The sequence below is a fragment of the Shouchella clausii genome (genome assembly GCF_002250115.1).
GTDB classification, from domain to species: Bacteria; Bacillota; Bacilli; order Bacillales; family Bacillaceae_D; genus Shouchella; species Shouchella clausii.
Window position 1 is genome coordinate 2,273,657 of the sequence record NZ_CP019985.1, and the last position, 13,436, is coordinate 2,287,092.

13 protein-coding genes are annotated in these 13,436 nt (G+C 44.7%); 10 read left to right on the plus strand and 3 right to left on the minus strand.

The window, feature by feature from the left end; all coding sequences use genetic code 11:
* Positions 1–2: 2 nt before the first annotated feature.
* Together BC8716_RS10810 and BC8716_RS10815 are read left to right on the plus strand one after the other, a co-directional pair.
* Positions 3–1,034, plus strand: a complete 1,032-nt coding sequence (locus BC8716_RS10810; protein WP_094425579.1) for a LacI family DNA-binding transcriptional regulator — start codon at positions 3–5, stop codon at positions 1,032–1,034.
* Positions 1,035–1,146: 112 nt separating this feature from the next.
* Positions 1,147–3,807, plus strand: coding sequence for a glycosyl hydrolase (locus tag BC8716_RS10815; RefSeq protein WP_094425581.1), 2,661 nt, complete (start codon positions 1,147–1,149; stop codon positions 3,805–3,807).
* Positions 3,808–3,921: 114 nt separating this feature from the next.
* On the opposite strand, the gene BC8716_RS10820 is transcribed toward BC8716_RS10815, so the two are convergent.
* Positions 3,922–4,530 (minus strand): cupin domain-containing protein, encoded by a 609-nt coding sequence (locus BC8716_RS10820; RefSeq protein ID WP_245849901.1) that lies wholly within the window; start codon positions 4,528–4,530, stop codon positions 3,922–3,924.
* 350 nt (positions 4,531–4,880) lie between these two features.
* Between BC8716_RS10820 and BC8716_RS22310 the strand changes: the two genes are divergently transcribed.
* From BC8716_RS22310 to BC8716_RS10850, 6 genes are all read left to right on the plus strand, one after another.
* Positions 4,881–5,075 (plus strand): hypothetical protein, encoded by a 195-nt coding sequence (locus tag BC8716_RS22310; protein ID WP_157730418.1) that lies wholly within the window; start codon positions 4,881–4,883, stop codon positions 5,073–5,075.
* A gap of 380 nt (positions 5,076–5,455) precedes the next feature.
* On the plus strand, positions 5,456–5,752 hold the full coding sequence (locus tag BC8716_RS10830; RefSeq protein WP_062745819.1) for a lmo0954 family membrane protein: 297 nt from the start codon (positions 5,456–5,458) through the stop codon (positions 5,750–5,752).
* Between the two features lie 27 nt (positions 5,753–5,779).
* A complete protein-coding gene (locus tag BC8716_RS10835) occupies positions 5,780–6,421 on the plus strand; it encodes a hypothetical protein (protein ID WP_094425585.1) in 642 nt (213 codons plus the stop codon).
* A 134-nt stretch (positions 6,422–6,555) separates the two neighbouring features.
* The gene (gene liaF / locus BC8716_RS10840) at positions 6,556–7,275 is read left to right on the plus strand and encodes a cell wall-active antibiotics response protein LiaF (protein ID WP_062745823.1); all 720 of its coding nucleotides are present in this window, start codon (positions 6,556–6,558) and stop codon (positions 7,273–7,275) included.
* Positions 7,272–8,336 carry a sensor histidine kinase gene (locus tag BC8716_RS10845; protein WP_094425587.1) on the plus strand — a complete coding sequence of 355 codons (1,065 nt, stop codon included), beginning with the start codon at positions 7,272–7,274 and terminating at the stop codon, positions 8,334–8,336. The genes liaF and BC8716_RS10845 overlap by 4 nt, the downstream gene beginning before the upstream one ends.
* Positions 8,314–8,943, plus strand: coding sequence for a response regulator (locus BC8716_RS10850; RefSeq protein ID WP_062745827.1), 630 nt, complete (start codon positions 8,314–8,316; stop codon positions 8,941–8,943). The genes BC8716_RS10845 and BC8716_RS10850 overlap by 23 nt, the downstream gene beginning before the upstream one ends.
* Before the next feature lie 137 nt (positions 8,944–9,080).
* Here BC8716_RS10850 and modB read toward each other — a convergent pair whose 3' ends face one another.
* Entirely contained in the window at positions 9,081–9,746 is a 666-nt protein-coding gene (modB, locus tag BC8716_RS10855) for a molybdate ABC transporter permease subunit (protein ID WP_094425589.1), read from the minus strand.
* On the minus strand, positions 9,746–10,510 hold the full coding sequence (gene modA / locus BC8716_RS10860) for a molybdate ABC transporter substrate-binding protein (RefSeq protein ID WP_169715937.1): 765 nt from the start codon (positions 10,508–10,510) through the stop codon (positions 9,746–9,748). Before modA ends, modB begins: the two co-directional genes overlap by 1 nt.
* A 302-nt stretch (positions 10,511–10,812) precedes the next feature.
* Between modA and BC8716_RS10865 the strand changes: the two genes are divergently transcribed.
* Both BC8716_RS10865 and BC8716_RS10870 read left to right on the plus strand, forming a co-directional pair.
* A complete protein-coding gene (locus BC8716_RS10865; RefSeq protein WP_245849900.1) occupies positions 10,813–11,925 on the plus strand; it encodes a GntR family transcriptional regulator in 1,113 nt (370 codons plus the stop codon).
* 234 nt (positions 11,926–12,159) lie between these two features.
* The gene (locus BC8716_RS10870; protein WP_094425594.1) at positions 12,160–13,386 is read left to right on the plus strand and encodes an extracellular solute-binding protein; all 1,227 of its coding nucleotides are present in this window, start codon (positions 12,160–12,162) and stop codon (positions 13,384–13,386) included.
* Positions 13,387–13,436: the final 50 nt, after the last annotated feature.

A 13,436-nucleotide genomic window follows, 5' to 3' on the forward strand; every position in this document is an offset into this window, starting at 1 on the left:
GTTTGAAAGAGAACAATGCAATCACGATTAAAGACATTGCTAAAAAAGCCGGTGTTTCCCAAGCGACCATTTCGAAAATCCTAAATGATTACCCTGATGTGAGCCAGAAAACAAAAGAACGGGTTTTTCGAATTATGGAAGAAGCAGGATACCGGCCTTCCCACTCTGCCCGCACATTGGCGCAAAAAACGTCAAAGCTCATTGGCGTTATTTACGCAGGGCGGATAAATGCCGATTTTGACCACCCATTTTTTATTGAAGTGCTAAACGCGTTTAAACGGACGATCGGCATGCACGGGTACGACTTGTTGTTTTTTTCTGATGAAACTTTCCAAAAGGAAGAAAATTTCTATGCCAGATGCCTTTATTATAAAGTGGATGGCTGCATTATTATTGCTGGTGAAGATGTCCAGCAATCGATTGAGGACTTAACAAAAAGTGAAATTCCCTGTATCGGTGTGGACATTCAATTAGATGGGCCCAAGTCAGGCTACGTAATGACCGATAACAAAAAAATTTCCCAATCGGTTGTCGACTATTTCTATTTGCAAGGCCACCGTGATATCGCTTACATTGGAGGGGCAAACGAATCGGCTGTTTCGAATATTCGGCTAAAAGGGTTTCGCGAAAGCATCCATGAATATGGGCTGACGCTCCGCCCAGAATGGGTAATTGAAGGGGATTTCTTTGAACAAAGCGGCTATGAGGCAGGTTTGTCCTTGTTTAAGGGAAACGCTGAGAAACCGACAGCTGTTTTTTCTTCCTCTGATTTGATGGCATTTGGCTTTATGAGAGCGATGCAACAACTGGGAGTATCGATACCAGGCGATGTCTCGCTTATTGGCTGTGACGATCAGCTGGCGGCAAGATACGTGCAGCCACCACTTACAACGGTGCGCCAAAACAAAGAGAAAATAGGGAGACTCGCTGCGTTAATGTTGCTTGATTTTATTGCCGGCAGGGCAAGTACAGCCCGGGTTTTAGTCGAACCTGAGTTAATTAGTCGTGAAACAACCGCTTCTCTTTTGCTGTAACATAAAATCTGTTCCATTTGTCGCTAGAATCGCGATCGAATAAGAGTAGTGGCTTGTTTTTTTGGCCGATAACGAAACCGATTTCGTTTGCAATAATTCTAGGAGGCGTCATATGAAGAAACGATGGTCCGCAGTAGTATTGGGCATGTTGCTCATGGCTCCGATCGAGCAAATATCTGCTCATTCTGTCGTCGAGGAAGTGGGAAAAGGAAGCTATTCACTCGAATATCCACCGATTGATTTCGATTCAATTGCTGATCCAGGCTACGCTGAGCAACAACAAGAACCTCCTGAGCACATTTACCGTACGGAAAACGTGAACGGGCCAATGCCAACGAACCGTTGGTGGAGCTCTCTTGCTGTTGATCGGTTTTCAAACAACCACTATCCTCATCCGTTTAGCGTCAAGCATCAAGAAAATGGCTTGAATGTGTTTTATGATGCGCCTCATAATGTCGTCGTCCATGAAAATGCCGAGGCTGGCACGTGGCACATTACAGGCGCGATTTCAACGGACTTTACCATTGGCCATTCTACTACCGAATCGTTTTCCGATGCCAAAGTCGATGACTATAGCGATTGGTACGTGAGTGGGTTGTTGCAAGACGGCGATGCCATGCTTCGCCTTACTTATGGCGTCGGTTCCCCATATATATTTGCCGAGTATGAAGGGGGGCATGCGGAGATTGATTTCCCAATTGAGCCGCAGATTTGGGCCAATCAAGGCAATGTCATTGGTTTTTCCACCCATGACAATAAGCATTATGCTGCCTATGCGCCAGATGGATTTGACTGGCAACTGCAAGGAAATAAGTGGGAAAATGCCGCATCGTTTATCTCTGTGGCGAAACTGCCAGAAGCAACCGATGAGCTCCTCCACACATTTGAAGAATATGCCTTTTCCGTTGTACGTGACTCAAGGGCAGAATATAGCGTTGACCATGATACTGGGGAAGTCCGCACTGTATATTCAGTAGAAACCGAAGCAAAGGTCGCAGGAGCAAAAGAAGGCACCATTTTTGCTTTATACCCCCATCAATCCCGCCATTTAACAGCCGCTTCAGAAGCACAATTGTTGGAGCAAACGATTTTTACAATTCGCGGCGATATGAAACTGCTTCCAGGCAACGAATTTGAAACAACCCTTCAATATACAGGCATATTACCGAGCCTGCCAAATGTCGGAACCGATACCGATCGCTTGCACGGATATTTGCAAGAAGCGCAAGCTGATTACCCAACAGGCCAAGATACGTATGAACTTGGCAAGTATTTAGGGAAGCTAGCCAACCTTGCGCCAATTGCCGACCAGGTAGGTGACGAAGCCCTTGCCGATTCTTTTCGAGATGAACTGCGAGCGCACCTGGAAGATTGGCTTGTGGCCACAGACGAGGATGGACGGTTAAAGAGCGAAAATCTGTTCTACTATAACGAAAATTGGGGAACGCTGCTTGGCTATCATGCCGCCCATGGATCAGCGGTACGGATCAATGATCACCATTTCCATTATGGATATTTTGTGAAAGCAGCTGCTGAAATTGCCCGCGTCCATCCAGAATGGGCAAACGATGACGAGTGGGGCGCGATGATCGATTTGTTGATCCGTGACTTTGCTGCTGGGCGCGATGATGACATGTTTCCATACTTGCGCATGTTTGACCCTTATTCCGGGCACTCATGGGCAGACGGTCTTGCCACATTTGATTCAGGCAATAACCAAGAATCATCTTCTGAAGCCATGCATGCTTGGACCAATTTAATTTTATGGGCTGAGGCAACAAACGATTCGGAATTGCTTGACCGTGCTATTTACTTGTATACAACTGAAATGAGCGCCATTAATGAATACTTCTTTGATGTCTATGACGAAATCCATCCTGAAGCATACAAACCTGAAATTGTGACGATCAACTGGGGTGGCAAGATGGACCATGCGACGTGGTGGCATTCTGGCATGGTCGAAAAATACGCGATCAATTGGCTTCCCCTGCATGGCGGCGCCTTATATTTAGGCCATCATCCTGATTATGTCGAGCGTGCCTATCAAGAATTGTATACGCGCAATGGCTCAACGGATTGGAACTTGTGGGCGAATATGGTGTGGGCGTATCGCGCTTTAACCAATCCAAGCGATGCCGTCTCGCAAATGAACGCCAAAATCGATGATTATGGCGAGTTTAATCCAGGGGATGAACGAATTATGGAACGGGGCAGCACGAAAGCACAGACGTACCAATGGGTTACTAGCTTGCATGCCCTTGGCCAGGTGGACCCTACCGTACAAGCGGATACGCCAACATATGCTGTCTTTACTAAAAATGGCGAGCGTATATATGTTGCCTACAACTATCGTGATGCGCCAACAACAGTGACGTTTACAGACGGCCACACTGCCCAAGTCGAGGCAAATAGCTTTTACACGAACGCCACCGACGTGGTGCCTCCGATTGAACAGCCAAATCCTGGCCCTGATCCAGAACCTAACGAGCCTGGGAACGGAGACCAACATGAACATGACCATTATTCTGTTACGGTTAAACAAGATCATAACGAAACGGTCATTGCTTTTTCACCAACGGTACCAGCTCGTTACGTTGACTTTCATTATCGTTTAAATGGCGGCGACCAGCAAAATGTCCGCATGAATGAAGGAAACGGACAATGGCACTATTCCATTCAAGGTGTAAGCGGAGGAGATGAACTGACGTACCGCTTTACGTATGAACGAGAAGGACCTCAATATGAGACAGAGTGGTACACATTTAGGCCATAGCGTCTAAATGCAAAGCTAGCCTGTTAACCGATGCGATTGAAAGGCGGTTAACAGGCTTTTTTTATCAAAACGAAGCAGTCGTTTGACGCATGTTATCTTAACTTTAAAGCGAGATTAGTATCGGTATGTCTGAGGTTCAGGGTGTTCTGTATAGTAATGCTTGTAGGAGGCGGTCCCTTTCGGAGACTGCCCTTTCTCTTTGCACCATGTCGGCGGCCCTAGAATGACCGATTCCTGAATCGGCGCGACTACGTTTTCATAGGCGTTGCCATTGACGCAATAAGCAAGCTCCATAATGCTGCCCGGCGTAAAGCGAAGGAAGTCAGAACCGTAGACGATATCAGGTGTCGGTTTATCAAAAATCGTTAGTAAATGAGTTCCATCGGTTAAAGCGACAATCCAATGAAACCACCCTCTTGGCAAGACGACCGCTTGCCCAGGAACAAGCTCGTATGTAAGCAGCTTTTGGGAGAATGGATTAAAAACGGATGCCTGTACTTTGCCGCAAATGACAAATACAAGCTCTGAGGCGTTCGTATGCCAATGCGGCGTGATGACAATGCCTGCGCTCATATGGACATTAAAAAATCCCGTGGGGATAGCGGGAAGCTGGGCAGCAAACAACTGGGTAATATAGTTTTGTGGATCTCGTTGGTAATTGAGTGTTCTTGTGGAGTCGCCTGCTAAATTCAATGAAGGTGACTGCAACACGGACGTATTCATGTACACTCCTCCCTTTTTTGTCATTGTATGCATTGAGAGAAAAGGTTAGCACACTTAGAGTTTGTTACCGCAGCGGTTCTCAAAAACGTGGCCGGCTAAGGCAAACGTTTATTTCATTCAATCAAGAAAAGGCTTCTTGGCATTTGCCAAGAAGCCCTAAAGATTGCTTACGTTTCGACAGCAGTGATGTCATCGCAACAAATGGTTACGATTCTTGATTTTTTATGGCAGTCACAATTTGCTAGGAAAACTAAGTTTTTACGGACATCAACAAACTCGCCACGGACGCAGCCGCCGCCTTTTAGAAAAACAGTAACAAATTGGCCACGGGCAATGTGTTTAAAGAAAGAATGGCAATCGCATTTGTCCCTGTCATGTCGATCATGTCGATCATGTCGATCATGTCGATCATGTCGATCGTGCTTGTCGCACTTATCGCACTTATCGTGTCTGTCGTGCCTGTCACACTTATCGCACTTGTCGTGTCGATCGTGCCTGTCGTGCTTTTTGTGTTTACGGGAAGAAAAATCGGAAAAGTTGCTTGAGTAGCTGTAAAAGCTCATGTTTTATTCCCCCTTTCTGTTCTATGCTAGTACTATATGTACGATTCCGTTGTTTGCATAGGCAAGGCAAGCAGTACATTCGCACGTTTTGCCATAAACAAACAAATGCTGATAGATAGAAGTCTAACGGGATTTTTGCCGAATGGCTCGATCCCTATCTGGTATGTGTCATTTGCTCTCACACTGTGTGATTCCATGCAGTGTTTTTTTCTGTCTGGTGAATTAGTGTCCTGAAAAGCTGATTCGTGTCTCAGCCTCTAGTCGCAGAGGAAGTTCAATCTGCCGCTCGTTTTGCCAAACGGCGCAACTGTCTACAATAAATGTATAGACGGCAGAACTTACACCAAAGGAGGTGAACGACATTGACAAAACGCGGATGGATGGTTGTTGCAGCCATTGTGCTTGCAATCATTGTGCTATCGTCGCTAGGGGCGATCATTGGCCTAGGCGCAGGCGCAGTGTTGGCATACTTTGGTTGGCGCCAAGCTACATTGAACGATCAAACGATTATGAAAGTGCTCTGGTGGGTGATTTTGCTTATCGGTGTATGCCTGACGGTTGGCAGCTTGCCAGGAATCATTGGCGTCGGTGCTCTTTATTTGCTAGTGAAGCTTTATGAGAAATGGAAAGAAATGAAGGAATATGATTTCGAGGTTTAAATAGACAACAAAGGAGAGTAAAACGACATGTCTTTTCTAAAACAGCTAAAAGAACAAGTGCAAGCTGACATTGAACATGTGTTTGATCGTAACGACAAGCCTTTTCAAACAGATGATGGCAAGTATGAAGCCGAATCAAAAAAACTCGACAAGCAATTAAAATTATGGAAACAGTCGATTGAAAAACAGCGTAGACTAGAACGTTATTTTTACCAAGAGTGGCAAGACGCCAAAAAGATGGCCAGTAAACGGGCGGAACAATTAGAAATCGCGGAAAGTGCCGGGGTGGAAGAATTAGTTGCTCAAGCACAAAGTGAATTAGTAGCTTATCAAGAACTTTCAAGTGAATACAGTGATTCCTACGAAGAGCAAAAAGAAAGAGTAAAAAAATTAGAAGCACGAGGCCGGGAACTGGAATTTCTCCGCAAAAAAATTCGCCGCATGCAGCTTGATTACATTGCACGCACAGAAGAAGCCAAGCTTGAAAAAAATGCGGCAAAATGGACGTATTATGCAGAGGAGAACGGCGATCTTGACGGGTATGAAGAAGACGAGAACGAGCAAACTGAAGAAAGTGAAGCTGCAGCACTAAAGAAACAACCTAGTTTTGATGTGCAAATTGAGGAATTAAAGCAGCAATTAGATAAAAAAAGCGATGTTGCACCGTAAAGCCTTATAGTATAATAGAGGTTGTCGACAAAAATGACCACGAGAGACGCGAGCGAATGTCTAGTCTTATAGCTCCATAAAACGAGCCCGCCTATTTAGCAGGCGGGCAATTTTTTAGAAGGGAGAGCAAAGGAATGAAAAAGAATCGAACGGACATTATTGCTTATATTTTCTTTGCCTTGCTTGTTGCTGCCCTTCTAGAATTGGTATTAAGTGTTGGACCACTCATTATGCTAATCATTGCAGCAGGCTTTATTTATTATGGGCAAAAGCGAATGAGCCGTAGAAAAGGGCGTTTCGCTTTTTATATCGGGATCATCATGTTTGTATTCACGTTGTTCTCCTCTACGTTTTTTATCATTACACTATACGGTTTGCTCTTTTATTCACTATATTTGTTTTGGGAAAAAATGCGTAAACCGCGGCGCGTGAATGTTAACATTGGCGATCAACCAACGGGTGAAGCTGTGCCGCAAAAAAAAGCGCTGTTTTTTAAAAACTTGATCTTTGGCGATCAGCGTGCTGAAGATCAAGTTTTTAGCAGTGATAATATCAATATTCTTTCGGGCATCGGTACAACGAATGTCCATTTTGAAAATACCGTGTTGCCAGTAGGGGACACGATTGTGATCGTTCGCGGGTTTATCGGCCGTATTCAGCTATATGTCCCTTATGATGCAGGCGTTTCTGTCCAGCATTCCGCCATCTTTGGGCAAACGGTTGTATTTGACCACGAAGAAACGGGCTTTAACCAAAATGTCGCTATTAAAAATAGCCAATATGATGAGGCGCCGCGGAAGCTGCGGATCTACACATCCCTTGTCGCAGGAGATATTGAGGTGATTTACCGATGAAATCAATGCAAAAGGTAGGCGTCCTTACATTCTGCCTCTTAGTTGTTTGTGCTGGATTCGTAAGCTCGTATTTTGTCTCTGTCGGGCTGCTTCATTGGGAAGCATTTATAAAAATCGACCCTACTTTTTATAATGTTCCCCCTGTATTATGGCTTGTTGCCATTTTTACGTTGATTGCGATCGTCGTTTACGTTGTTGCTATGCTCATTTGGAAGCGGGGAATGAATGATATTCGCGGGGCATTGCAACAATTAAGTCATGGCCATATGGAAAAAGGGCGAAAACAAGCTGGTCAAATGTCTGCCGACTTTAAAGAGGCGAGCAGTTTAATCATTGACATGGAACGACGGATGAGCAAGCAGGCAGATCGTTCACAAAAATTGATGGAACAATGGGCTGAAAAAGAAAGCCAGTTAAAAAGCGAAATCGTATCACAAGAACGAAACCGGATCGCACGTGAACTCCATGATTCGGTCTCACAGCAATTGTATGCGGCATCGATGCTCTTATCGGCGGCTGTAAATGGAAAGAATCCAGATATAGAAGCACTGCAAAAACGGTGCGAGCAAATTGAAAAAGTGGTGAATGACGCCCAAAATGACATGCGCGCTTTGCTATTGCAACTACGGCCAATCCAATTGGAAGACCAATCCTTTAAAGAAGGGGTCGAACAGCTCGTAGACAGCCTTGCCGAAAAGCATCCCCTATCATTTTCTGTACGGATTGCCGACGCTCCCCTTTCACCAGGCATTGAGGATCAGCTCTTCCGCATTGCCCAAGAAGCGATTGCCAACGCATTGCGGCATGCTGAGGCAAAAGAAATTAGCTTGTACTACGACAAGTTTGACCAATTTGCGCTTTTAAAGATTACAGACGATGGGGTAGGCTTTGACCGCAAAGAACACACAGGTGGCTATGGCCTCAACAGCATTGAAGAACGAGCAGAAGAAATTGGCGCCACAACGCGGATTGTTAGCGTTCCAGGCCAGGGCACAAGCGTCGAGATCAAGGTGCCGATTGTAAAAGGAGGAGAAGAGGATGATTCAAGTGCTGATCGTTGATGACCACGAAACGGTGAGGATGGGGGTTTCGGCGTTCTTGTCGACCCAGGAAGACCTCCATGTCGCTGGAGAGGCGGCCAATGGCGAGGAAGGCGTCAAGTTGGCGCTTCAGTTAAAGCCAGATGTCATTTTGATGGACCTCGTTATGGACGGAATGGACGGGATTGAAGCCACGAAACAGATCAAAGCGAACTGGCCCCAAGCAAAAATCGTCGTAGTCACAAGTTTTGTGGACAGCGACAAGCTCCGTCCTGTACTGGAGGCAGGTGCTACGAGCTATGTGTTAAAAACGTCTAGTGCGATGCAGATTGCCGAAGCGATCCGAAAAACACACAATGGCGAGTCGGTGCTTGATGCCAAAGTACAAGGGCAAATGATCTCAGCTTTTACCGCCAATGTCCCATTACACCAAGCCCTGACAAAACGGGAAATGGAAATTTTAAAGCTCATGTCGGAAGGAAAGACAAACCAACAAATTAGCGAAGAGCTTTACATAACGATTAAAACGGTAAAAACCCATGTTAGCCATATACTGGCCAAGTTAGAAGTGGAAGATAGGACGCAAGCTGTGATCTATGCGCTAAAAGAAAAATTATTCGGATCGTAAAGCCTTGTCTACTGATGTCCAAGGCTTAGCGAACCGTTTTTGTTTGCTGGAGTTCGGAGTATGTCCCGCTGAGACAGCGTCGTTGAAGAAGCACAAGAGGACAATGACAAATTGGGATGAGGCTAACCGGTCAATGGTTAGCTTTTTGCTTTTAACCGCTGCACTGCCGCCAACAGGCAAAACGCGAACACAATAATAGACGCAACCCAATAAAAAGCGAAAACCATATTTCCTGATTCCGTTGCTATGTAGATGCTCGTTGGAATCGTTCGTGTGACGCCTTCGATACTGCCGGCAAACATCATCGTAGCGCCGAACTCGCCAAGTGCTCTTGCAAGGCCAAGCATTCCTCCTGACACGACTGTTTTGGAAGATAAGGGAAACGTCACATTCCAAAAAACTTGCCATTCGCTTGCCCCCATTTGCCGGGCTGCCTCTTCTAAGTCGCTATCGACTGCTTCAAAGCCGTTGACGAACGTTTGATAAATTAATGGGAACGCCACAACGGCAGCGGCTATGACAGCCGCCAAATAGGTAAAGACGATAGGCTGGCTAAATAGTGATTCAAACCATGCGCCGATAAAGCTGCGGCGGCCGAACAAAACAAGCAGCGAAAAGCCGATCACTGTAGGCGGCAAGACGAGGGGCAACATCAATGCTGTCTCTAAGGCAAGCTTGCCTGGGAAACGCCTTTTTTTAAGGAACGCAGCTGCCACGAGCGCGGCCACAAAAGCAAGTGCTCCCGCCACTAATACGACACGAACAGAAACGAAAATCGGTGTCCAGAATGCTTCTGCAGCCATTAGGAAACTCCTGAAAAGCCGAAGTCCTCGAAGACGGCGAGTGCTTCATCTGTTTGCAGCCATTCATAAAAATGGCGAGCTTTTTCATCGTCGTTAATAAGCCCGACTGGATAATAGATCGGTTCGTGTGAGTGTTCAGGAGCTTCTGCCACAATCGTAACTTGCTCGGATGTTTCCGCATCCGTCTGATAGACGAGGCCAGCATCGGCATTTCCCGTTTCAACATAAGTAAGCACTTGGCGGACATCGCTGCCAAAAATGAAGGATTCTTCGAGTTGCTCCCACATTCCTAACGTTTCTAACGATTGTTTCGCATATTGGCCTGCAGGGACCGTTTCCGTTTGGCCGATGGCAAGGCTGCGCAAATTAGCGCTCGTTAGGTCATCCCATTCGCTAAGGCTATCGGCAACTTCAGGTGCAGCTACAAGGACTAGCTTGTTTTCAAGTAGATTCACTGAGTCAACAAGGTTGCTGGCATTGGCGACTTGTTTCATATCTGCAACAGAAGCCGACAGAAACACGTCAGCTGGCGCGCCTTCATTGATTTGCTGGCGCAGCTTTCCTGAAGAACCATAGTTAATCACAAGTGTTTCCCCTGTTTGTTCTTCATACATAGACTCTAATTTTGTTAATGCATCCGTCAAACTCGCTGCCGCCATCACATGAATTCCATCATCTGCTTCCGTGATCGTTCCAGAAGGGGTACAGCCTGCTAAAAACATAAATAACAGCGCACAGGTACAAGTAGGCAGTTGTCGTTTCATCATCGTTTCTCCTATCCGCTCATTCGCGTATCCTTTTTGATAAAAAGGCTAAGGCAATGCTTGGCGAAAGTCAATCCAAATGGTCTTGGGACAGAAGAGAGTTGAGCAAATAGCAAAAGCTTTTGTTTGCCAGCCGATGTTGGGAGGCGAGAGGGGGGAGGGTGAACTCGTACGTACGTTTTATGCGTTTATGATACAGTACATGCTAGACTTGCCTTAACCGAGTAACAATAGGGAAGCAACATATGGTATTCTACTTGTACTGATAGGTTACTTAAATGACCGGTACTGGAGGAAAAATTGTGGGTGAAACAAAGTATAGCAAAGTAAAAAGCTGGATTAAATCAAACATTTTAGATGGTACGTTTGAACCGAAGCAAAAAATTAGCTCAGAAAGCAAGTTGATGGATCAATTTAACGTAAGCCGGCATACGGTTAGGCTGGCAATTGGCGAATTAGTGAGTGAAGGTTGGCTTTACCGGGAGCAGGGATCCGGCACTTACGTGTCAGACCGGGCTTCAATGGAAGTTGGCAAAAGCGAACATACACAAAAAAAAATCGCGATTATTACGACTTATATATCTGATTATATTTTTCCTTCTATCATTAGGGGAGCGGAAAAGGTGTTAAGCAAAGAAGGGTATCAAGTCAGCTTATTTAGCACAAACAATGACCATGAAAAAGAGAAACAAATATTAGAAACGATCATTCCACAAAGGTTTGATGGACTTATTATTGAGCCGACAAAGAGTGCAACGTCTAACCCAAACATTAAATATTACCTTCATTTAGAATTATTAGGAATACCATACATTATGATTAATGCCTATTATGACGAATTAGAGCCCTTGCATGTGACAGTGGATGATGAGGCTGGCGGATATTTACAAACCAACCATTTGTTAGAGTTGGGGCACACAAACATTCTTGCTTTTTTTAAAACCGATGATATGCAAGGAACGAAACGAATGAAAGGGTATTTAAAAGCGTACCGGGCAACAGGCGTACCCATTAATCCAAAAAATATCGTAACATATGATACTGCCGGGAAGTTCAACGTTCCCGTACAAGTGTTAACAAATGTACTGAAACGTTCAACAGATAAGCCGACAGCAATTATTTGCTATAACGATGAATTGGCTATGAAATTGCTGGATGTGACCAGACAATTCCATGTTTCTGTCCCAGACGATCTTTCGCTAGTAGGGTTTGATGATTCGTTTTTTGCAGAAGTATCGGAAGTAAAACTGACTAGTGTATCCCACCCAAAAAGCGAGCTAGGCGAAGTCGCTGCCAAGACGATTATTTCGTTAATTAGGAAGACAGCTGGTGGAAGTTTAGGACAGATCGAATCGCCTGTTTTTACGCCAAGTTTAGTTATACGCAACTCGACGAAAGCGATTGACAACCATTAGAACGGGAAAAGTCTGTTTTTGATCGGAAAAACACATTTTCGTTTAGTACTCCTCGGGCCTGTTTGTAGCAGGCTTTTTTTGCTTACTAATAGGAAAAAACGAACTAAAATAAATCTTATACGTACAAATTTGTAACAATCTATTATCAAGTTATTGACAACGCTTTCACTCTCGCTTAAACTAAAAATAAAATTTAATATTTCCATAAAAAGTAAATAAGGGGAGGGTGATTCAATGAAACGCACGTTTATAAAAGCAACGCCTATTGCGTGCATGTCTATGCTGTTGTTAGCTGGTTGTGGCGATAAAAACACGATTAGTTTTTGGACGCCATTAACAGGAGATGATGGGGTTTTTATGGATGAGATGATCGATGAGTACAACGCTACTGATCCGGAATTTAAAGTAGAACATGTCATTACCTCTGATATGTATACAAAAATGTACACAGTCATGAATTCGGGCTCAGGCATACCCGATTTAGCAATTATTCATGCCGACCGCGTTCCTAGCTTTGTCAAGCAGGGGATGCTTGAACCAATGACTGACGTGATTCGCTCACAGGAAGGCCTACAGGCAGAAAACTATTTAGAACAAGCGTATCATTCAGGCAATATCGATGGCGTCCAATATACGATTCCCCTTGATATTCACGCAAATGCGATGTATTACAATCAAGATTTGCTTAGCAAATACGGAGTTGAACATTTTTTAGACGATGATGTGGTCACTTTTGATGAGCTTTTATCGTTGCAAGGCAAGTTGGAAGATGGGGACTATGCTGTCAATGATTCATTAATCAGTTGGGTCATATTGGCGCAAATTCAAAACTTAGGCGGTGACATTGAAGATGAAAATGGCAATCCAGCTATCAATACACCAGAGATGAAACAGGCAATCGAAGCGGTAAAAGGCATTGCCGACGCAGGCTTAATGACTCCTTATGGAGAAGACGGCTACTTAATGTTCCAGTCGGGAAATGTCCTGTTTTCAACAGATGGGACATGGACGTCTACAGCCCATGAGATGGTCGATGGCTTGAGCTTTGGCGTGACCAATATTTACGCTTTTGATTCAGACGTCTTTCATAACCGTGCTTCCTCCCATTTGTTTACGCTATTAACGAACGAAGATAGGTCTGATGAGAAAGAAGCAGGGATTGCTGACTTTTTAGAGTGGCTCCGGACCAATTCGATGAAGTGGGCAGAAGCGGGGCAAATCGTTGCTAGCAATCAAGTATTTGAAGATTCTTCCTATAACCAATATACACAATCTTTCTTTACAGAAAATCAAAAACAAGTTGATTCGCTCTATATTTATACGTATGAGTATTACCCATATGTGGCCGAAGCATTGGATACGTATGCGGCCGACATGGTTCACGGAAATTTGGACATCGAAGAAGGCCTGGAGACAATGCAAAAGTTTGTTGAAGATAAAATTGCTGAAGGGGTCAATTAAACGAGCTCAGTATGAGAATGTTTGTATATTGCCTCATAAAGGGAGGGGAA